The organism is Mycolicibacterium pyrenivorans (assembly GCF_025821625.1).
In the GTDB taxonomy this organism is placed as follows: Bacteria; Actinomycetota; Actinomycetes; order Mycobacteriales; family Mycobacteriaceae; genus Mycobacterium; species Mycobacterium pyrenivorans.
The window spans coordinates 1-19,622 of sequence record NZ_JACKSH010000119.1; the positions used below are offsets into that span (position 1 = coordinate 1).

Genomic DNA, 19,622 nt, shown 5'->3' on the forward strand with positions numbered 1-19,622 from the left:
CTCATCTGCGCAATAACACGCCGAGAACGCTTGAGTCTCAACCAAAAGAACCGCTGAACAGCGAAAAGGCACCCACTAGAACACTAGGAGCGCCACATACATGCGATACTACCGGCCGCCGGTGACAGAACTCGCCCACAATCCCCACCACCGCCGAGAATGCATCCACGGCGGTGAGACCCCTGAAAATTACCGCCGTAGAAGCAATCTCGGCGAGAAACCTAGCCGAGGAGATCGGCGATCGGCGCGCCCGACGCGATCTTGGCCCTGGTCTTCATCACCTTGCCGGGGAAACCGCCGCCGACCACGCCGACGACAACCCCGTCGCGCTCGTAGTACGCGAGGAATTTGCGGCCGTCGTCCTCGACGACGTGCACGGTGTCGGTGGGCTCGGGCTCACCGAGACACTGGATCTTGACGTCGTACTGGTCGCTCCAGAAGTACGGCACCGATACCGCCGCGGGCGGATCCTGACCCAGCATCGACGGCACCAGCACCCTGGCCTGGTCGGCCACATTGCTCCAATGCTCTACGCGCACTTGGCCTCCCACGGTGTCCCGCCAGGATGCCACGTCACCGATGGCCCAGACGTGGGGCGCACTCGCGCGGCCGGCATCGTCGCAGACCACGCCGTTGTCGACCTCGATGCCGCTGCCGTCGAGCCATTCGGTGGCCGGGCGGGAGCCGATGCCGACGACCACGATGTCGGCTTCCAGTTCGGTGCCGTCGCCCAGTGTCACCTTCTGCACGCGTTCCTCACCTGCGACCTCGGTGACGCCGACGCCGCAGCGCACGTCGACGCCCTCGGCCCGGTGCAGGCGGGTGACCAGCTCGCCGATCTTCTCGCCGAGCACCGACGCCAGCGGTGCGGGCTGCGGCTCGACCAGGACCACGTCGACGCCGAGGCCGCGCAGGCTGGCGGCCACCTCACAGCCGATGAAACCTGCGCCGATGACCACCGCACGCCGGGCGGTGCCCGCCTCCTTGCGCAGCGCGAGACTCTCGTCGAACGAGCGCAACACGTGAATGCCCGGCAGGTCGGGGAAAGACGGAATGCGCTTGGGCACCAGTCCCGTCGCGATGATCAGCTCGTCGTAGCCGAGTTGAGATCCGTCGGCCAGCGTCAAGGCCTTCGCGGAGGTGTCCAGCGACCGGGCGCCGTTGCCGAGCAGCATCGTGATGTCGTTCTCGGCGTAGAACTCGGCCGGCTTGAGCGTGACGTCGTTCGTCTCGGCGCGCAGCACTTCCTTCGACAGCGGCGGCCGATCGTAGGGCAGATGGTCCTCGTCGCTGACGATCGTGATGGCTCCGGCGTACTCGGAACGACGCAGTTGCTCGGCCGTCCTGGCGGCGGCAAGCCCGCCGCCGACGATCACGACGCCTCCTGATGTGGTCACTTGGGTGTTCTACACGATCGCGTCGGGCCGAGGTGCGCCACCCCGTCAACCGGGGGCCCGCTCGATCAGGTTCGACAGCACCACGATGCTCTCGCTGCGCTCGATGTCGGCGCTGGCGCGGATGCGTTCGAGGGCTTCCTCGAGGTGACGCATGTCGCGGGCGAGCACGTGCAGCATCGCGTCTGACGTGCCGGTGACCGTGGCCGCACTCACCACCTCGGGAATGTCCTTCCACGCCGCTCGTAGCTCGTCAGGGGCGATGGTGCCGTGGCAGTAGACCTGGACGTAGGCCTCGGTGGTCCAGCCGAGGGCGTTGCGGTCGATGACGGTGGTGAATCCGCGGATCACCCCGCTGTCGAGCATGCGGTCGACCCGCCGTTTGACCGCCGGCGCCGACAGGTTCACCCGCTGGCCGATCTCGGCGAACGTGGCGCGCGCATGTTCGGCCAACTCGGCGAGGATGCGTTCGTCGGTGTCATCAAGACGGTCCATGATCCCTCCTACGCAACAAAGCTACGCCATCGGCACGCTGACGCAATAGATCACATGTAGACACGCAATAGTTGTCGATTGATTGCGCGTGAAGGTGTCCATATCGTTGATTCATGACGCTTTCTGATGGCGCCGGAGTCGTTGCGGCCCCCATCTCCGACGTCCGCGACGCCCGGTCGGCGCGGCCGCGCCGGTACGTCATGACCGCCCCGCACTTCTACGCCGTCGAGTACGTCATCAATCCGTGGATGGACACCGCGACACCCGTCGACGCACGGCGCGCTCTGCACCAGTGGGAAGCGCTGCGCCGGACCTACACCGAACTCGGGCACACCGTCGAGCTCGTCGAGCCGGTGGCAGGGCTTCCGGACATGGTCTACGCCGCCAACGGCGGGCTCATCGTCAACGGCAGGGCGGTCGTCGCGCGTTTCGCCCACGCCGAGCGGGCCGGGGAATCCGTCGCCCACGCGGACTGGATGTCGCGCAACGGTTTCCAGCCCGCCGAGACCCGACACGTCAACGAGGGCCAAGGCGACCTGCTGGTCGTCGGACCGATCATCCTGGCCGGCCATGGTTTCCGCACCGACCGGCGCGCCCACCGCGAAATCGCCGACCACGTCGGCATGCCGGTCATTCCCCTCGAGCTCGTCGACCCGCGCTTCTACCACCTCGACACCGCGCTGGCCGTCCTCGACGACCACACGATCGCCTACTACCCGCCGGCGTTCACCGAGCGCTCCCGGATGACGATCGCCGGGCTGTTCCCCGACGCCATCCAGGTGGCCAGCGGCGACGCCTACGTCCTCGGCCTCAACGTCGTCTCCGACGGCCTCAACGTCGTGTTGCCGTCCGCGGCCACCGGCTTCGCCGGGCAACTCCGGCGGGCCGGCTTCCGGCCGGTCGGCGTGGACCTGTCCGAGCTGCTCAAGGGTGGCGGATCCGTCAAATGCTGCACGCTGGAGGTACATCCGTGAGCACCGCCGTCGCCGGAGGCGACCGTTCTACCGTGGACACCATGACCACGGACACCGACGCGGTGATCGACCTCGACCGCCGCCACGTCGCGCACAACTATGCGCCGCTGCCCGTCGTCGCCGTCAGCGCCGAGGGCGTGTGGATCACCGACATCGAAGGGCGGCGCTATCTCGACTGCCTCGCCGCGTACTCGGCGGTCAACTTCGGGCACCGCAATCCGGAGGTCACGGCGACCGCGCACGCGCAACTGGACTCGGTCACGCTGGTGAGCCGCGCCTTCCACTCCGACCGGCTCGCCCCGTTCTGCGCGGCCTTGGCCGGCCTGTGTGGCAAAGACATGGTGCTGCCGATGAACAGCGGCGCCGAAGCGGTGGAAAGCGGCATCAAGGTCACCCGCAAGTGGGGCCTGGACGTCAAGGGGGTCCCGGCCGGGCACGGCAACATTGTGGTGGCGCGCAACAACTTCCACGGCAGAACGACGACGATCATCAGCTTCTCCGATGACGATACCGCCCGGCGCGGCTTCGGTCCCTACACCCCCGGATTCCGGTCGGTGCCCTTCGGCGACGCCGCCGCGATGGCCGATGCGATCGACGAGAACACCGTCGCCGTGCTGCTCGAACCCATCCAGGGTGAGGCGGGGATCATCGTGCCGCCGGACGACTACCTGCCGCGGGTACGCGCGCTTTGCACCGATCGCAACGTGCTGATGATCGCCGACGAGATCCAGTCCGGGCTCGCCCGCACCGGCCGGACCTTCGCCTGTGACCACTGGGACGTGGTGCCCGACGTGTACCTGCTCGGCAAGGCGCTCGGCGGCGGCATCGTGCCACTGTCCGCGGTGGTCGCCGATCGAGATGTCCTCGGGGTGCTGCACCCCGGGGAGCACGGCTCGACGTTCGGCGGGAACCCGCTGGCCGCCGCGATCGGCACCACCGTGGTGGGCATGCTCGACGGTGGCGAGTTCCAGCGCCGCTCAACCGAACTCGGGCAGCACCTGCACGCGCGGCTGCAGGGGCTGATCGGCCGCGGAGTGGTCGCGGTGCGCGGGAAGGGGCTGTGGGCCGGCGTCGACATCGACCCGGTGCACGGCACCGGCAAGCAGATCAGCATGAGGCTCGCCGACCGCGGGGTGCTGGTGAAGGACACCCACGGATCGACGCTGCGCTTCGCACCGCCGCTGGTGATCACCGCCGACGAGATCGACTGGGCCGTAGACCGATTGGCCGAGGTCCTGGCCGCCTGCTAGTACTTGGCGGTTCCGCGGTCGACCGCGATCTGGGAACCGGATATCGTCGCCGACCCGTCGCTCGCGAGCCAAGCGACCACATCCGAAACCTCTTCGGGCGTCATGAATTCCTGCAGGCCCTTCTTGCCTTCGTGATTGACGGGATGGTATGGCATCGGCGAAAAGCTGTGCAGGAAGGCCGGATACCTGCCGAAGATCTCCATCATCGCTTCTGGCTGGACCATCGGCGTGTCGATGGAGTAGGGGTGGATCGAGTTCACCCGAATCCCGAACTCCCCCGCCTCGATCGCCAACGCGTTGGTCAGCGCCACCAGGCCGTACTTGGACGCCGAGTAGTGGGCGTTGCCCGGGGTGGCCTTCAATCCCGCCGACGAACTGACGATGATGATGGATCCGCCGTTGCCTGCCTCGATCATCGCGGGGACCGCAGCGCGGACCGTGCGCCAGGTGCCGTTGAGGTTGACGTCGATGACGTCGTCCCACTGCTGCTCGGACATCTCCCAGATCCGGCCCCAGCTCAGGATGCCTGCGTTGGCCACCACGACATCGAGTCGGCCGAACTGTTCCATTCCATCGGCGACCACCTGCTGCTGGGCCTCGAGGTTCCGGATGTCGACCTCGCGCGAGAGCACCTTGCGGCCCGTCGCCTCGACCAGGCGCACCGTCTCCGCCAGATCCTCGGAGGTGGGCATCGGATAGGTGACGGTCTGCGAGACCGGTCCACAGACGTCGATCGCGATGATGTCGGCACCGTCGCCGGCCAGCCGGACGGCATGCGCGCGGCCCTGGCCACGCGCCGCTCCGGTGACCAACGCGACGCGTCCTTCCAGGCCTGCTGTCATCGCATCAGGCTAACAGCAGAACTAGAACGCGTTCTAGAGGCTGCCGGTCAGAGGTCGGCGAGGATCTGCTGGCGCTTGCTGGCGTACTCGGCGTCGGTGATCGATCCGATCGCCCGGAGCGTCTCGAGCTCCTGAAGACGTTGGGCGGTCGTGGGTTCGGCCGACTCGACGTAGGGTGCCGCGGCGGGCACCGGCGGTGGCGCCGCCTGTCGCGCAGCGGCGTGGCGCACGATGGCCTGCACCTGTTGGCGCGCCGCCGGGTTGGACCGCAGGTCGATCATGTTGTCCATGCCGATGTTGTTGGCCTTGAGTACCTGCAGGATCTCCATCAGCGGTTCGGTCTGGCCGCTGAGGTCATAGGTCCGGCCCTCCTCGGCGATGCTGAAGGTCGCGGGCATCAACCCGCTCACCAAAGCGCTTCGCTGCCAATCGATCTGATACTCGTTCGTGACGGGATCGACCAGCGCGACGAGCTTGCGGCTGGTGATCATCGGCAACCGCGACACCGACGCGACCACCTGGTCCTGGGTCGAGAACGGCGTGATGCCGGGACCGGAGACCTGCAGGTCGAGCTTCACCAGGGGCTGCTCGTTGATCCGGGTGTTGGTCTCGTGGATGCCGACGACCTGGGCCAACGCCAGCACCCCGGAGGCCTCCAGCTCCTGGGTCCTGGCCGCCGATTTGGAGCCGTAGAAGGTGATGGCCAGGGCGATCAGCACGTCGAGCGCGGTGATCAGCAGGCCCGTCCAGAACATCCAGCTGAACATCTGGCCGCCGCCTGCGACGAAGTAGATGACGAGGAAGATCGGGCCGACGATGCCGCACAACAGGACGAAGAGCTGGACACGGACGTAGCGCCAGAACGTGGACATGATCAGATTATCGCCGCAGCAGGCCGATATCGCCGAGGCTTTCGGCGCCGTGCGCCGCGACTCACGACCGTGCGGTGACCACCATCTGACCGGCGAGCGGATCCTGGACCGGCGAGGGCCCGACGATCTGGTACAGCGGCATGGTCCAGGGATCCAGCGCGCTGGCGCTGCCGGCGTAGCTGGTGTGCGCCGCCACCGCCGCCGGGTTCATCGTGTCCTCGGCGTCGGGGTCGTAGTCACAGACCGCGTCGCCGACATCGCACACGCTGATCGTGCGGCTGCCCATCGACACGGGAAGCGGCGCCGGAGCGTGCGCGAGGATCGGCCAGTCCTGTGCGACGCCCTTGCCCGCGCCGGGAACGGACGTGACCGAGCCCAGGTTGATCGTGGGGTCCTGCGGCAACCGGTCACCATCGGCGATCAGCAGCGCGGCGGCCAGTTGGGGGTTGGCGTCGAGCGCGTGCAGATTGCGGTGCACCACCATCGCGCCCTGCGAGTAGCCCGCCAACACCACCTCGGTGGTCGGGCACTGCGCGGTGAACGTGGCGTACTGCGTGGCCAACGCGGCAGCGCCGGTGTCGACGCTGCCCATGAACCCGGCCCAGTCGAGGATGCCGCCGTCCTCCGGCACGGCCGTCGCCGGGTACTCGACGGCCTCGGCGGTGATCGTGCGGCCGTCCTGCTGGACCAGCCGGGCGAAATCGCGGTACGACTTGTAGACCACCCGGCCCATGCCGCCGTCGGCGGCGACATTGCCCGCGCGCTCACCCGAACCTGCGGCGCCGATCCAGTGGACGTCAGGACAAGCGGGCTGCGCGGCCGCGGTCCCTGCCGACAGGCCGATCATGGCAGCGCCGGTCGCGATGGTGGCGGCCGCGACCGCAGTAATACGTCGTATCAACTGAAAACCCTTTACCTAATCCCCCCGGCCGAACCCTCGACAGCCGTTGCCAGGTACATCGACCGGCCGCGGAGGTGCGTTACAGCACGCCCGTGCCGCCAAACGAAAGTGGCGCCCACCCTTTCGGGTGAGCGCCACTGACGTTGGCTGGAACCTAGATCACTTGACGATCTTGGTGACCCGGCCGGCGCCGACGGTACGGCCGCCCTCGCGGATCGCGAAGCGCAGGCCCTCGTCCATGGCGACGGGCTGGATCAGCTTGACGGAGATGTCGGTGTTGTCACCGGGCATCACCATCTCGGTGCCCTCGGGCAGGGTCACAACACCGGTCACGTCCGTGGTGCGGAAGTAGAACTGCGGCCGGTAGTTGTTGAAGAACGGCGTGTGACGGCCGCCCTCGTCCTTGGACAGGATGTAGACCTGGCCCTCGAACTCGGTGTGCGGGGTGGTGGTGCCCGGCTTGATGACGACCTGGCCGCGCTCCACGTCCTCGCGCTTGATGCCGCGCAGCAGCAGACCCACGTTGTCGCCGGCCTGGCCCTGGTCGAGCAGCTTGCGGAACATCTCCACACCGGTGACCGTGGTCTTGGTGCTGGTCGGCTTGATGCCGACGATCTCGACTTCCTCGTTCACGTTGACCACGCCGCGCTCGACACGACCGGTGACCACGGTGCCGCGGCCGGTGATCGTGAAGACGTCCTCGACGGGCATCAGGAACGGCTTGTCGGTGTCGCGGACCGGGTCCGGGATCGACTCGTCGACGGCGTCCATCAGGTCCTCGACGGACTTGACCCACTTCTCGTCACCCTCGAGCGCCTTGAGCGCCGAGACGCGCACGACCGGGGCCTCCTCGTCGAAGTCCTGGGCGGCCAGCAGTTCGCGGACCTCCAGCTCGACGAGCTCGATGAGCTCCTCGTCGTCGACGGCGTCGGCCTTGTTCAGTGCGACCAGGATGTAGGGCACACCGACCTGGCGGGCCAGCAGCACGTGCTCGCGGGTCTGCGGCATCGGGCCGTCAGTGGCGGCGACCACCAGGATCGCGCCGTCCATCTGGGCGGCACCGGTGATCATGTTCTTGATGTAGTCAGCGTGACCGGGGGCGTCGACGTGCGCGTAATGGCGCTTCTCGGTCTGGTACTCCACGTGGGAGATGTTGATCGTGATACCGCGCTGACGCTCCTCAGGCGCATTGTCGATCTGGTCGAATGCGCGCGACTCGTTCAACGCGGGGTACTTGTCGTGCAGAACCTTGGTGATTGCTGCAGTCAGCGTGGTCTTGCCGTGGTCAACGTGACCGATGGTCCCGATGTTGACGTGCGGCTTCGTCCGCTCGAACTTCGCCTTCGCCACTGTGGTGTCCTCCTGGACTGTGTTGGTGCTTCTTGTAAAGCAGAGTTGATGTTTTCAGTTGTGTGGTCTTACCAGACCTACGAAACCCCGGGATTACTGACCCGTGGCCTTCGCCGATCCGATGGCTCGACTCCGGCTCAGCTCCGATCCTCGGCGCTGGCGCGCCTCGATTCTCACTGACCCGTCGCCTTCGCGATGATCTCCTTCGACACGTTCGCCGGAACTTCGGCGTACGAGTCGAACACCATGGAGTAGTTCGCCCGGCCCTGGGTCTTCGACCGGAGGTCGCCGACGTAACCGAACATCTCTGACAACGGCACATGCGCCCTGACGACGCGGGCACCGCTGCGCTCCTCCATGGCCTGGATCTGACCACGGCGGGAGTTCAGGTCGCCGATCACCTCACCCATGTAGTCCTCGGGTGTGGTGACCTCGACAGCCATGATCGGCTCGAGGATGACGGGCTGCGCTTGCTGTGCAGCCTTCTTGAGCACCTGCGAACCGGCCACCTTGAACGCCATCTCCGACGAGTCGACCTCGTGGAACGCACCGTCGAGCAGGATGACCTTCACGTTCACCAGCGGATAGCCGGCCAGCACGCCGTACTGCATGGCGTCCTGCGCACCGGCGTCCACCGACGGGATGTACTCGCGGGGGATGCGGCCGCCGGTGACCTTGTTCTCGAACTCGTAGGTCGCGCCGTCCTCGCCGCTGAAGGGCTCCAGCGAGATGAGCACCTTCGCGAACTGGCCCGAGCCACCCGTCTGCTTCTTGTGGGTGAACTCGACCTTCTCGACGGCGCGCTTGATGGTCTCCTTGTAGGCGACCTGCGGCTTGCCGACGTTGGCCTCGACCTTGAACTCGCGCTTCATCCGGTCGACGAGGATGTCCAGGTGCAACTCGCCCATGCCGCCGATGACGGTCTGGCCGGTCTCCTGGTCCAGGTGCACCTTGAAGGTCGGATCCTCCTCGGCGAGCTTCTGGATCGCGGTGCCCAGCTTCTCCTGGTCGCTCTTCGTCTTGGGCTCGATCGCCACCTCGATCACGGGATCGGGGAACGTCATCGACTCCAGCACGACCTGCTGATTCGAGTCGGACAGCGTGTCACCGGTGGTGGTGTCCTTCAGCCCGATGACGGCGTAGATGTGCCCCGCGGAGGCCCGTTCGACCGGGTTCTCCTTGTTGGAGTGCATCTGGAACAGCTTGCCCAGCCGCTCCTTCTTGCCCTTGGTGGCGTTGATGACCTGCGAACCGGACTCGACGGTGCCGGAGTAGACGCGGACGTAGGTCAGCTTCCCGAAGAACGGGTGCGTCGCGACCTTGAACGCCAGCGCTGAGAACGGCTCGTCGGTGGACGGCTTGCGGGTGATCTCCTCGTCCTCTTTGCCGGGTGCGTGGCCGACGGCCGGGGGCACGTCCAGCGGCGAGGGCAGGTAGTCGATGACCGCGTCCAACATGGGCTGCACGCCCTTGTTCTTGAACGCCGAACCACACAGCACCAGGTATGCCTGCGAGGAGATCGTCAGCTTGCGCAGCGCGCCCTTGATCTCGTCGATCGTCAGCTCTTCGCCGCCGAAGTACTTCTCGAGCAGCGCCTCGTCGGTCTCGGCGACGGCTTCGAGCAGCTTGGTGCGGTACTCGTCTGCCTTCTGTTGGAGGTCGTCGGGAAGGCTGGACAATTCCACGACGTCGTACTTCTCGCCGAGCTTGGCCTCGGCGCTCCACACCTTGGCCTTCATCTCGACCAGGTCGACGACGCCGGCGAAGTCACCCTCGCTGCCAACCGGCAGCTGGATGGGGATGACGTTGGCGCCGAGGCGCTCTTCCATCGTGCGCACCGAGAAGTAGAAGTCCGCGCCGATCTTGTCCATCTTGTTGACGAAACAGATGCGGGGGACGTCGTACTTGTCGGCCTGGCGCCACACCTGCTCGGACTGCGGCTCCACGCCTTCCTTGCCGTCGAAGACGGCGACGGCACCATCGAGGACGCGCAGCGAGCGCTCCACCTCGACGGTGAAGTCGACGTGGCCGGGGGTGTCGATGATGTTGATCTGGTTGTCGTTCCAGAAGCAGGTGGTGGCAGCCGAGGTGATAGTGATACCCCGCTCCTGCTCCTGCTCCATCCAGTCCATCGTGGCGGCGCCATCGTGAACTTCACCGATCTTGTAGCTGATACCGGTGTAGTAGAGGATGCGCTCGGTCGTCGTCGTCTTACCGGCGTCGATATGCGCCATGATGCCGATGTTGCGGACCTTCGTGAGGTCGGTCAGCACGTCCTGTGCCACGGCTAGATTCCCACTCTTTCGCTTGCTAGTTAGGTGTTCGGTTGCGCCCTGCGGTCAGCGCTGAACGCGGGCGAGCTGAGTCACCAGCGGTAGTGCGCGAAGGCCCGGTTCGCCTCGGCCATCTTGTGGGTGTCCTCGCGCCGCTTGACGGCGGCACCCAGGCCATTGCTCGCGTCCAGGATCTCGTTGGCGAGCCGCTCGACCATGGTCTTCTCGCGACGGGCCTTGGAGAAGCTGACCAGCCAGCGCAGCGCCAGCGTGGTGGACCGCTCCGGGCGGACCTCGACGGGCACCTGGTAGGTGGCGCCACCGACGCGGCGGCTACGCACCTCGAGTGCCGGCTTGACGTTGTCCAGAGCGCGCTTGAGGGTGACCACCGGGTCGGTGCCGGTCTTGTCGCGAGCCTGTTCCAGCGCACCATAGACAATGCGCTCGGCCAGCGATTTCTTCCCATCCAGCAGCACTTTGTTGACCAGCTGGGTGACGAGCTGCGATCCGTAGACCGGGTCGTTCACCAGCGGACGCTTCGGCGCGGGCCCCTTGCGCGGCATCAGCTCTTCTCCTTCTTCGCGCCGTAGCGGCTACGGGCTTGCTTGCGGTTCTTCACACCCTGGGTGTCGAGCGAGCCGCGGATGATCTTGTAGCGCACACCGGGAAGGTCCTTCACACGCCCGCCGCGCACCAGCACCATCGAGTGCTCCTGCAGGTTGTGGCCCTCGCCGGGGATGTAGGCGGTGACCTCGACCGCGCTGGTCAGCCTCACACGCGCGACCTTGCGCAGCGCGGAGTTCGGCTTCTTCGGGGTCGTGGTGTACACGCGAGTGCACACGCCACGGCGCTGCGGGCTGCCCTTGAGGGCGGCCGTCTTCACCTTGGCGATCTTGTCGCGGCGACCCTTGCGGACCAGCTGGTTGATGGTTGGCATGTACCGGCTTCCTGTGTTGCTCGTCGGTGTGACGTGTCGTTCTGTCGTGCTTCTGAAGTTCTCGTGTCCTGCAGTTTTGCCCCTCCGGGTTACCCCGCGGCCGGGCGTGTCGCACGCGCCAGCCGAGAAACATTTCGAGGCAGCGCCTACGTTTCCAAGGCATGGCGGACATGCAAAGTTGCCCGGCGTGCAGGCATGCTCGCGAGTCGTGAGAACCGCGAGCGCCTTATCTGCCAGGCACGATCGTCCACGATACCAGGGCAGACCGCGCCGCTCCAAACCCGCTCAAGAGCGCCTCGGCGTGGCGTTCATGCAGGTCAACGCCACCGTCTGCGCTACCCGCGATGCTACCCGCGATCCGTCATCGGCTTCGCATGCCGGCGGCCAGCCTCATCACCATGTCCGCGAACACCCCGTCCGTGTCGATGCCGGCCATCACGCCGGTCATCTCCAGGAGCACGAAGCCGTGCATGGCCGACCAGAACTCCAGTGCGGCGAAGAACGCCGCCTCGGTGTCCAGTCCATAGGCGGACAGCACCGCGATCACGGGCGCTGCGGCGGCCCTGGTGGCCTCGGTGAACTCCGGATCGTCACCGCCAAGCGGCATCCTGGTGAACGCGGAGTACCGGCCCGGATGGTGGTGCGCATAGCTGCGGTAGGCGCCGGCCATCACCATCACCGCATCGTCGGGGGTGCGACCCTGCCCGACCGTGTTGAGCATGTCGATGATGTCGCCGACCACCCGCATCCGCACGGTCCGGCGCAGGTCGTCGAGGCTGTGCACGTGGTTGTAGAGAGACGGCCCCTTGGTGCCCAGCTGGTTGGCCAGCGCGTTGATCGTCAGCGCGTCCCAGCCCTCGCGGTCCAGGAAGGTCAGCGCGGCGTTGACGATGGAGTCACGGCTCAGCTTCGTCGACCGCGGCGGCCGAGCTGCCATCTCGCCGATCCCCCTCAGATAATTCGCACCGCCCATCCCGGACCAGCGAAACTCTAGTTCACCCGCTCCTGACTGAGCCGCGCGAGTTGTTCGGTGATCGAGCACAGATCGGGCAGGGTCGCCGAGTTCATCGTCTGGATCGACCATGTGATCACGTCGCCGCCCTTGGCCACATAGATGCTGCACGCGGTGTTGTCGGCGGCCTTGAAGCCCTTGTTGCCGTCGATCGACAGCTCGGTCAGCGAGCGCCCGGCCAGTTGTTCGAGCTCCCGCTCGGTGTCCATGTCGCTGCCGCGGTACCACCACGTCGAGATGCCCATGCCGGCACCGACGCTGCCCAGGCCGGTGTCCTCCTGCCAGAAGCAGCCCGCATCGCTGACCACCGCCAGCGAGAACAACTCCGACCCGGCCGCCCGGTCGACGTCGGCGTCGGTGATCCCATTGCAGTCCATGCTCTGGAATCCTCCCGCGATTCCACCAGCGCCAGGTCCAGCGGCGGGTTCATCGGGCCGATCGGAGCGGCCACACCCCGCCAGGACCGCAACCGAAAGGGCGACGCAGACCAGGGCGACGGATCTCACGCGTGCCACGTCACATGTCCGATCGCAACGTCGCCGACAGCAGCTTCTCGGCATCGACACAGGGATCGCCGGTGGTCTGGCCGCGGTACTGCACCCACCAGCTCAACACGCCGGTGCCCGCCGCGGCGGTGGCCGAGCAGGCAGCGCCGGTGGTGTCGCGACGAGCCGCGAACGCGTCATGGCGTTCCACGACGATGTCGGTGACCACCGCCCCACGCACCGTGACCAGGTCGCGCTCGCGCTCCAGGCTGCCGGTGTCGAACCACGAGAACGTGACGTCGATCGTGGTCGCGGCAGCACCCGAGCGTCGCGACAGGATGTACTGGCACACCGCACCGCTGTACGGCCGCGTCACGTCGTCCGCGCCGAGGGTGGACTGCACCGTGCTGTCGTCGAGCAATCCGCAGCGATCGTCGACGTAGCCGTAGCTGCGGTCGGGGTCGGGAACGCCGGAATCGGCGCGCTGTGCCGTGCCGCCGACGGTCTGCGCGCACGCTGCGACCGTCGCCGTCGCTGTGACGGCCACGATGATGAATCGGCCAGCGCGTCCCCAACTCCGGAGCATCGCCGTTCACGCTACCGAGCGCCCCTGAGCAAAGCGACTCGTGCGGAAAGGGCGAAGGGTGACGGCGTCCGCGGCCGACGTCGTACGCTTGCGCTGTCCGTGGCGAGGCGAAGGGAATCACCGTGACTTCAAGGGCAGTGCGGCGCGTGCTGGCGACGTGCGCGGTGGGTGTGTCGGCTGCGGTCGTCGCCGTCCCCGCGGTCGCGCACGCCAAGAACGGCGACACCCACGTCACCGGTGTCGGCCTGGTTCAGACCATCGACTGCAACGACTCGACTCTGATCGTGGTGGGCACCGGCAATCAGGTCAACGCGCTGGGCACCTGCTGGGCGGTGACGGTCCAGGGCTCGGGGAGCGTGGTCGTCGCCGACAACGTCATCAACGACATCACGGTGTACGGCTGGGATCAGACGGTGTTCTACAAGAACGGCGAGCCCATCGTCTGGGATCGCGGCCGCGAATTGGGGATGACAAATCGCGTCAACCGGGTACCCGCTTAGTCATCTGCCGTCGACCAAGCGAGGAACGATGCCTGTGTACCCCCTGCGACTGCTCGGTTGCGCCGCTGTGCTCTCGGCGACCCTCGGGCTGACCGCGTGTGGCTCGAACAGCGAGGACACCTCCGACCCGTCCGCGACGGCGGGGACCTCGGGCGCCCAGGTCGAGATCGGCAACACGATCAACTACGGCTCATTCGGCACCACCGCCGACATCGACTGCGCCGACGGCAAGTCCCTCAACGTCGGCGGCTCCAACAACACCCTCACGGTCAAGGGGACGTGCGCCAACGTCAACATCGGCGGCGCCGACAACAAGATCTCGTTCGAGCGGGTCGACACCGAACTGTCGGTCGTCGGGTTGAACAACACCGTCACCTACCGCGACGGCGACCCGAAGGTCAACGACACCGGCAACAACAACAGCGTCACCAAGGGCTAGGCACGCTCGCCGTGGCGGCCCGCGCCGGCGGCGAAACGGGCCGCGCCCTCCAGCGACTCTGCGGCCACCCGCGACATGCTGCCGAACTCGAAGTCCATCGCGTCGGCCTCGGGTAGACCCCACTGAGTCAGCACGGAGCGCCGGTCGGCACGCAGGCACTGCTGGGGCAGTGCGGCGAGTTCGGCCGCCAGTTCCTCCGCACGCCGACGTGACTCGCCGTGGGGAACCACGCGGTTGGCAAGCCCGATCGACAATGCCTCGTCGGCGTCGACGCTGCGGCCGGTCAGGATGAGGTCCATCGCGCGGCTGTGGCCGATGAGGCGCGGCAACCGCACGGTGCCGCCGTCGATCAGCGGAACACCCCAGCGGCGGCAGAACACCCCCATGATCGCGTCCTGCTCGACCACCCGCAGGTCACACCACAGCGCCAGCTCCAATCCCCCGGCGACGGCGTGACCGCTCACGGCGGCGATGACAGGCTTGGACAGGGTCATCCGGCTGGGGCCCATCGGACCCGGCCCGGTGCGGTGGACGGGGTTGGACTCCGGGGTCCCTAACGCCTTGAGATCGGCTCCGGCGCAGAACGTTCCGTTGTCACCCCACAGCACCGCGACGGCCGCGGAGGTGTCCCGGTCGAACTCGTCGAACGCGGCATACAGTTCGGCGGCCGCAGGCCCGTTGACGGCGTTGCGTGCCGCGGGCCGGTTCATGATCACCGTGGTGACCGGACCACTCTTCTCCACTCGAACCCCACCGGGTGCATTGCTCATCTCGCCTCCAACAGGTCGACACCGTCGCGCCGCGCCACCAATTCCGCGGCGAAGTCGTTGTACGCGCCGCGCAACGCCGCCCCGGGCCAGTTCGCGGGCAGGAGCTCGTCGGGCGGCACCGGATCGGTGATCAGGTGACGCACGATGGCGGCGGCGGCGAGGAATCGGCCGGGAATGTCGGTCGCCGAAGCCATGTCGTCGAGTAGCTGCTCGCCCACCCGCATCCAGCCGCGCAGATCCCACAGCCGCGCGGCCAGCCCGGCGGAGTCGTCGTCACGCGCCTGCAGCACCCGGACCCGGTCGAGAACATCCGACGTCAGCTCGACGTCGAGGTTGGCCGGCCGAAGCCACACACCCTCCCGCAGCTCGCTGAATCGCCGTTCCTGCAACGTGTTCCGCAGGGCGGCGCGGGTGCGTGCGTCACCGCCGATGCTCGTGACGATCAGCGTCGTCCAGGTGCCGTCCCACCGGTGGGCGCGCGGGTTGATGGCGTCGTCCTGTCTGCGTTGGCGGGCGAGCAACCGGTCGGACAGCCGGTAGCCGTCGTCGGAACGGACCAGGTCACCCGAGCCGACCATGCGCGTCAGCGCCACCCGGACCGTCGGCTCCTTGAGATCGAAATCCGCTGTGAGGCGCAGAAGTTCGCTCGCCGTCGCCCAGGCCGGGTGCGCGCCGAGGAGCACACTGAGCACCACCGAGCGTGCCGTCATCCGCGACACGGCCTATACCCCGGACGTTTGTCGGCCGTGATCGCCGAACGGCTCGTCACGGCGGCGCACCGCATCGCGGAAGCCGCGCTCGCGCGCTTCGGCGACGAACGCGTGCCCCTCCGGGGTGTGGCGCGCGACGCCGTCGAACACCGTCGAGATCATCGCGCTGTTGGCGACTCCCTGGTTGTACAGCGCGCTGTTCATCGCCAGCTTGACCATCATGAGCTGGTTGACCGGCATCGCCGCGATCCGGGCGACCAGCCGCTCCGTGCGCTCGTCGAGGTCCTCGGGATCGGGTGCCTCCACCGCGAGCCCCCACTCGGCGGCCTGCGCGCCGGTGATGCAATCACCGGTCAGCAGAAGGCGTTTGGCGCGTTGGTCACCGAGACGGTGGGCCCACAACCCGGCGGCGGGAACTCCCCACACCCTGGTGGGCGGGTAACCGATCTTGGCGTCGGACGCGGCGATGACCTGATCGGCGTGAAGCGCGATGTCCGTGCCGCCTGCGACGCAGTAGCCGTGGATCTTGACCACGGTCGGCTTGTCGGCATGCATCAGGCTGGCGAACCCGCGGACGAACCGGCTCATCATCTGGTAGTCGATCATCGGGTCCCACGGCTGGTCGGGCAGATGGTTGACCGCCTGGGTCCGCCCCGACAGCACGGTGTCCCGGTACGGGCTGCCGCCACCGGCCGACGACGAACCCTCGGCGTAGGCGGACAGGTCGAAGCCCGCGCAGAATCCCGCGCCACGGCCCGACACCAGGATGACGTGGACGTTCGGGTCGAGGTCGGCGCGTTCCACCAACGCCGACAGCTCCAGCGGGGTGTCGGCGACGATCGCGTTGCCCTTCTCCGGGCGGTTGAACGTGATCCGGGCGACCCGATCGGTGACCTCGTAGGTCATCGTCTTCAGGTTGTCGAAGTCGACGGGCCTGATCGCGTGAGTCACGATTTCACCAGGGCGCGCTCGATGATCGGCGCGAGATCCAGGCCGGTCGGCAGCGTGCCGAACGCGCCGCCCCACTGGCCGCCCAGCCTGCTGGCCAGGAAGGCCTCGGCCACCGCGGGATGACCGTGGCGCACCAGCAGCGAGCCCTGCAGCGCCAGCGAGATGTCCTCGGCGATCTTGCGGGCGCGGTACTCGATCGTCTCGGACGCTGCCTTCGTCAGTGTCTGACGCAAAGCCCCGACGTGGGTGTCCAGGCGCCCGTCGTGGCCCGCGGTCTTGTCCAGCTCGTCGAACAGCACCGCGATGCACTCGGGCCGGGTGGCGATGGCGCGCAACGTGTCCAGCGCGCTGACGTTGCCCGAGCCCTCCCAGATGCCCATCAGCGGCGCCTCCCGGTAGAGCCGCGGCATCCCCGACTCCTCGACGTAACCGTTGCCGCCGAGGCATTCCATCGCTTCGGCGGCGTGCGGTGTCGCGCGCTTGCACACCCAGTACTTGGCCGCCGCAAGGCCGATCCTCCGCAGCAGCGTCTCGCGGTCGTCGCCGCGGACCGCGTGATCGGTGGCGGCGGCCATCCTCATCGCCAGCATCGTCGCGGCCTCGGCCTCGACGGCGAGGTCGGCGAGCACGTTGCGCATCAGGGGCTGGTCGATCAGGTAATCGCCGAACGCCTTCCGGTGCTGTGCGTGGTGCACGGCGCGCATCAGACCGTTGCGCATGCTGGTCGCGCTGCCCAGCGTGCAGTCCAGCCGCGTCAGGTTGACCATCTCGATGATCGTCGCGACCCCGCGGCCCTCCTCGCCGACCAGCCAGGCCACCGCACCGTCGTACTCGACCTCGCTGGACGCGTTCGCGTGGTTGCCCAGCTTGTCCTTGAGCCGCTGCAGGAACATCCGGTTGCGGGTGCCGTCGGGCAGCACCCGCGGCAGGAAGAAACAACTCAGCCCGCCGGACGTTTGTGCGAGGACCAGGAAGATGTCGCACATCGGTGCGGAGGTGAACCACTTGTGACCGGTGAGCCGGTAGGTGCCGTCGCCGGTGGGGACGGCACCGGTGGTGCCGGCACGGACATCCGAGCCGCCCTGCTTCTCGGTCATCGACATCCCGGCCGTGATGCCGGCCTTGGACGCGGGCACGGCGAGTTCGGGGTCATAGGTCCGGCTCGTCAGCAGCGGCTCGTAGACGGCGGCGAGGTCCGGGTTGTGCCGCAGCGCGGGAACCACGGCGTAGGTCATCGAGATCGGGCAGATGTGGCCGGGTTCGGGCGTCCACACCGAGGTCTTCGCGGCGCGGACGACGTGTGCCCCCGGCCGGTCGTCCGCCCACGGTGCGGCGTGCAGACCGTGCCTCACCGCGACGGTCATGAGCTCGTGATAGGCCGGGTCGTACTCGACCTCGTCGACCCGGTGACCGTAGCGGTCATGGGTGTGCAGGATCGGCTGGTTGCGGTCGGCGAGTTCACCCCATCGCTGGGCCTTGGCGCTGCCCGCCAGCGCACCGAGTTCGGTGACCTCGTCGACGCCCCACCGGCCACCCTCGCGGATCAGGGCCTCGGCCAGCACCGGCGAGGCGGCCGGGTTGTAGTCCTCCAGCGGGGGCACCTGATTGGTGACGACGTGCGTGTCCATGGACCCACTGTTACATTTTTCCAACGACCGCACAAGAACCTGTAATACGGTCAGGACGCCCCTACCGGCTCCATCAGCTGTGTGTCCCGCAGTCGTCGACGCCGCCGCTCCCACCTCGCGAGCACGGTGATCACCACAGCCGCCAGCGCCCACCCCAGCAGGAGGTCGATGACGTAGTGCTCGGCGGTGTACACCAGCGTGAACGCCATGATCAGCGGGTACGCCACCAGCACGGGCCGCCACGCGCGATGCACGCGGTGCCACAGGAACACCGCCAGCGCCGCCGACATCCCGGCGTGCAGCGACGGTATCGCCGCGACCAGGTTGACGCTGGCCTGCCCCTGGTCCAGCAGCGCGCTGGCCGAGTGCAGGTTCAGCTTGCCCCAGCCGCGACCGACGATGCGCTCGATCCAGTCGTTGGCGCCGTCCTGAGTGGCCTGCATGGCTCCGAGCACGCCGCCGTCGGGTACGCCGCGGGCGGACTTGTACATGCAGCCCGGCCCGGACGGCCCGCCCGCGACGTCGGCGGCCGTGCACCGCGCGGCGGCCCACGGCGGCGCGGCGGGCAGCAGCGCATAGATCACGAGGGCGACCAGATTCAGGCCGACGAACAAGCGCACGAACGCTTTCCACTCGTCGCGGTTGCGCAGCCACAGAATCCCGGCGATCACATACGGCAGGATGAAGAACGACATGTAGACCGAGCTGATCACCACTTCCCACCACGGCGGATGCGGCAGCTTGAGCCGTTCCTGCAACCACACCGTGGGCATGGTCCCGAAGAACATCCAGCGGTCCATGTCCGCCTGCCAGTGCCACAGCGTGGGCCGCCCGACCAGCGTGGCCGCACCCCTGCTCAGGTCGTAGGCGATCAGGATGAGCGCGAACGGCAGCCAGTCGCGGACGACGTAGAAGACGCGGCGGCCCTGGCCGATGCTGGCGGCGACCAACCCGGTGCAGATGTACACCAGCAGCAGTTCGCGGTTGAACGCGAAGCCGTCGGTGACCGTCCGCCACACCACCACGACCGCCCAGATCGCCACGGCCGCCCACCGCACGATGCGCAGCCAATTGACGCGACGCTGCGGCAGCGGCGCCTCGTCCTCGACGTGCGTCGCGACGATCGGCGACTGGTCAATCGTGGACACGTGGGCCTTTCGACGCGGACGCAACGGGGGAATCCCGGGCGTAAGCCTAATTAACCGCGGAGCCACCCGCCGTTCAAGCGTCGTACAGCGACCTGTTCATACCCA

General features: G+C 67.5%; 21 protein-coding genes. 4 read left to right on the forward strand and 17 right to left on the reverse strand.

What is annotated here, in order from left to right:
* Positions 1-221 precede the first annotated feature (221 nt).
* Positions 222-1,397 (reverse strand): NAD(P)/FAD-dependent oxidoreductase, encoded by a 1,176-nt coding sequence (locus H7I57_RS14650; RefSeq protein ID WP_264024277.1) that lies wholly within the window; start codon positions 1,395-1,397, stop codon positions 222-224.
* A gap of 45 nt (positions 1,398-1,442) precedes the next feature.
* The gene (locus H7I57_RS14655) at positions 1,443-1,889 is read right to left on the reverse strand and encodes an Rv2324 family transcriptional regulator (RefSeq protein ID WP_264024279.1); all 447 of its coding nucleotides are present in this window, start codon (positions 1,887-1,889) and stop codon (positions 1,443-1,445) included.
* A 113-nt stretch (positions 1,890-2,002) separates the two neighbouring features.
* Here H7I57_RS14655 and ddaH point away from each other — a divergent pair, with 113 nt between their 5' ends.
* Positions 2,003-2,863 (forward strand): dimethylargininase, encoded by an 861-nt coding sequence (gene ddaH / locus H7I57_RS14660; protein ID WP_264024280.1) that lies wholly within the window; start codon positions 2,003-2,005, stop codon positions 2,861-2,863.
* A 41-nt stretch (positions 2,864-2,904) separates the two neighbouring features.
* Entirely contained in the window at positions 2,905-4,113 is a 1,209-nt protein-coding gene (gene rocD, locus H7I57_RS14665) for an ornithine--oxo-acid transaminase (RefSeq protein ID WP_264024281.1), read from the forward strand.
* Here rocD and H7I57_RS14670 read toward each other — a convergent pair.
* The 10 genes from H7I57_RS14670 to H7I57_RS14715 form a co-directional block, all read right to left on the reverse strand.
* On the reverse strand, positions 4,110-4,955 hold the full coding sequence (locus H7I57_RS14670; RefSeq protein ID WP_264024282.1) for a mycofactocin-coupled SDR family oxidoreductase: 846 nt from the start codon (positions 4,953-4,955) through the stop codon (positions 4,110-4,112). The two genes, rocD and H7I57_RS14670, sit on opposite strands and share 4 nt — an antisense overlap.
* 47 nt (positions 4,956-5,002) lie before the next feature.
* Positions 5,003-5,827 (reverse strand): SHOCT domain-containing protein, encoded by an 825-nt coding sequence (locus tag H7I57_RS14675; protein ID WP_264024284.1) that lies wholly within the window; start codon positions 5,825-5,827, stop codon positions 5,003-5,005.
* 61 nt (positions 5,828-5,888) lie between these two features.
* The gene (locus H7I57_RS14680) at positions 5,889-6,674 is read right to left on the reverse strand and encodes a cutinase family protein (protein WP_264024418.1); all 786 of its coding nucleotides are present in this window, start codon (positions 6,672-6,674) and stop codon (positions 5,889-5,891) included.
* A gap of 213 nt (positions 6,675-6,887) precedes the next feature.
* Positions 6,888-8,078: an elongation factor Tu gene (gene tuf, locus H7I57_RS14685; RefSeq protein WP_264024285.1), complete on the reverse strand. Its 1,191-nt coding sequence runs from the start codon at positions 8,076-8,078 to the stop codon at positions 6,888-6,890.
* 173 nt (positions 8,079-8,251) lie between these two features.
* On the reverse strand, positions 8,252-10,312 hold the full coding sequence (gene fusA, locus H7I57_RS14690; protein ID WP_372510231.1) for an elongation factor G: 2,061 nt from the start codon (positions 10,310-10,312) through the stop codon (positions 8,252-8,254).
* Between the two features lie 131 nt (positions 10,313-10,443).
* A complete protein-coding gene (rpsG, locus tag H7I57_RS14695) occupies positions 10,444-10,914 on the reverse strand; it encodes a 30S ribosomal protein S7 (protein WP_057166992.1) in 471 nt (156 codons plus the stop codon).
* Complete coding sequence (rpsL, locus tag H7I57_RS14700; protein ID WP_003929602.1) at positions 10,914-11,288, reverse strand: 30S ribosomal protein S12; 375 nt, start codon at positions 11,286-11,288, stop codon at positions 10,914-10,916. The genes rpsG and rpsL overlap by 1 nt, the downstream gene beginning before the upstream one ends.
* A gap of 361 nt (positions 11,289-11,649) precedes the next feature.
* Positions 11,650-12,225 (reverse strand): TetR/AcrR family transcriptional regulator, encoded by a 576-nt coding sequence (locus H7I57_RS14705; protein WP_264024287.1) that lies wholly within the window; start codon positions 12,223-12,225, stop codon positions 11,650-11,652.
* 53 nt (positions 12,226-12,278) lie between these two features.
* Positions 12,279-12,860 (reverse strand): DUF3558 domain-containing protein, encoded by a 582-nt coding sequence (locus tag H7I57_RS14710; protein ID WP_264024289.1) that lies wholly within the window; start codon positions 12,858-12,860, stop codon positions 12,279-12,281.
* Positions 12,817-13,371: a DUF3558 domain-containing protein gene (locus H7I57_RS14715; RefSeq protein ID WP_264024291.1), complete on the reverse strand. Its 555-nt coding sequence runs from the start codon at positions 13,369-13,371 to the stop codon at positions 12,817-12,819. Before H7I57_RS14715 ends, H7I57_RS14710 begins: the two co-directional genes overlap by 44 nt.
* Before the next feature lie 146 nt (positions 13,372-13,517).
* Between H7I57_RS14715 and H7I57_RS14720 the strand changes: the two genes are divergently transcribed.
* Together H7I57_RS14720 and H7I57_RS14725 are read left to right on the forward strand one after the other, a co-directional pair.
* Positions 13,518-13,871, forward strand: coding sequence for a DUF3060 domain-containing protein (locus tag H7I57_RS14720; RefSeq protein ID WP_372510233.1), 354 nt, complete (start codon positions 13,518-13,520; stop codon positions 13,869-13,871).
* A gap of 28 nt (positions 13,872-13,899) precedes the next feature.
* A complete protein-coding gene (locus tag H7I57_RS14725) occupies positions 13,900-14,310 on the forward strand; it encodes a DUF3060 domain-containing protein (protein WP_264024293.1) in 411 nt (136 codons plus the stop codon).
* Here H7I57_RS14725 and H7I57_RS14730 read toward each other — a convergent pair.
* The 5 genes from H7I57_RS14730 to H7I57_RS14750 are packed head-to-tail and all read right to left on the reverse strand — an operon-like array spanning position 14,307 to position 19,517.
* Positions 14,307-15,080 (reverse strand): crotonase/enoyl-CoA hydratase family protein, encoded by a 774-nt coding sequence (locus H7I57_RS14730; RefSeq protein ID WP_264024294.1) that lies wholly within the window; start codon positions 15,078-15,080, stop codon positions 14,307-14,309. The two genes, H7I57_RS14725 and H7I57_RS14730, sit on opposite strands and share 4 nt — an antisense overlap.
* Positions 15,077-15,790 (reverse strand): PaaX family transcriptional regulator C-terminal domain-containing protein, encoded by a 714-nt coding sequence (locus H7I57_RS14735; protein WP_264024295.1) that lies wholly within the window; start codon positions 15,788-15,790, stop codon positions 15,077-15,079. Before H7I57_RS14735 ends, H7I57_RS14730 begins: the two co-directional genes overlap by 4 nt.
* Before the next feature lie 12 nt (positions 15,791-15,802).
* Complete coding sequence (locus H7I57_RS14740; protein WP_264024296.1) at positions 15,803-16,741, reverse strand: crotonase/enoyl-CoA hydratase family protein; 939 nt, start codon at positions 16,739-16,741, stop codon at positions 15,803-15,805.
* A complete protein-coding gene (locus tag H7I57_RS14745; RefSeq protein WP_264024297.1) occupies positions 16,738-18,369 on the reverse strand; it encodes an acyl-CoA dehydrogenase family protein in 1,632 nt (543 codons plus the stop codon). The genes H7I57_RS14740 and H7I57_RS14745 overlap by 4 nt, the downstream gene beginning before the upstream one ends.
* A gap of 50 nt (positions 18,370-18,419) precedes the next feature.
* Entirely contained in the window at positions 18,420-19,517 is a 1,098-nt protein-coding gene (locus tag H7I57_RS14750) for a phosphatase PAP2 family protein (protein WP_372510226.1), read from the reverse strand.
* Positions 19,518-19,622 lie beyond the last annotated feature (105 nt).

Excerpts from the sequence above, each read along its gene's own strand:
- H7I57_RS14655 (WP_264024279.1), bottom strand. The coding sequence starts at position 1,889 with ATGGACCGTCTTGATGACACCGACGAACGCATCCTCGCCGAGTTGGCC.
- ddaH (WP_264024280.1), top strand. The coding sequence starts at position 2,003 with ATGACGCTTTCTGATGGCGCCGGAGTCGTTGCGGCCCCCATCTCCGAC.
- rocD (WP_264024281.1), top strand. The coding sequence starts at position 2,905 with ATGACCACGGACACCGACGCGGTGATCGACCTCGACCGCCGCCACGTC.
- H7I57_RS14670 (WP_264024282.1), bottom strand. The coding sequence starts at position 4,955 with ATGACAGCAGGCCTGGAAGGACGCGTCGCGTTGGTCACCGGAGCGGCG.
- H7I57_RS14675 (WP_264024284.1), bottom strand. The coding sequence starts at position 5,827 with ATGTCCACGTTCTGGCGCTACGTCCGTGTCCAGCTCTTCGTCCTGTTG.
- H7I57_RS14680 (WP_264024418.1), bottom strand. The coding sequence starts at position 6,674 with ATGATCGGCCTGTCGGCAGGGACCGCGGCCGCGCAGCCCGCTTGTCCT.
- fusA (WP_372510231.1), bottom strand. The coding sequence starts at position 10,312 with ATGGCGCATATCGACGCCGGTAAGACGACGACGACCGAGCGCATCCTC.
- rpsG (WP_057166992.1), bottom strand. The coding sequence starts at position 10,914 with ATGCCGCGCAAGGGGCCCGCGCCGAAGCGTCCGCTGGTGAACGACCCG.
- rpsL (WP_003929602.1), bottom strand. The coding sequence starts at position 11,288 with ATGCCAACCATCAACCAGCTGGTCCGCAAGGGTCGCCGCGACAAGATC.
- H7I57_RS14705 (WP_264024287.1), bottom strand. The coding sequence starts at position 12,225 with ATGGCAGCTCGGCCGCCGCGGTCGACGAAGCTGAGCCGTGACTCCATC.
- H7I57_RS14710 (WP_264024289.1), bottom strand. The coding sequence starts at position 12,860 with ATGCCGAGAAGCTGCTGTCGGCGACGTTGCGATCGGACATGTGACGTG.
- H7I57_RS14715 (WP_264024291.1), bottom strand. The coding sequence starts at position 13,371 with ATGCTCCGGAGTTGGGGACGCGCTGGCCGATTCATCATCGTGGCCGTC.
- H7I57_RS14725 (WP_264024293.1), top strand. The coding sequence starts at position 13,900 with ATGCCTGTGTACCCCCTGCGACTGCTCGGTTGCGCCGCTGTGCTCTCG.
- H7I57_RS14730 (WP_264024294.1), bottom strand. The coding sequence starts at position 15,080 with ATGAGCAATGCACCCGGTGGGGTTCGAGTGGAGAAGAGTGGTCCGGTC.
- H7I57_RS14735 (WP_264024295.1), bottom strand. The coding sequence starts at position 15,790 with ATGACGGCACGCTCGGTGGTGCTCAGTGTGCTCCTCGGCGCGCACCCG.
- H7I57_RS14745 (WP_264024297.1), bottom strand. The coding sequence starts at position 18,369 with ATGGACACGCACGTCGTCACCAATCAGGTGCCCCCGCTGGAGGACTAC.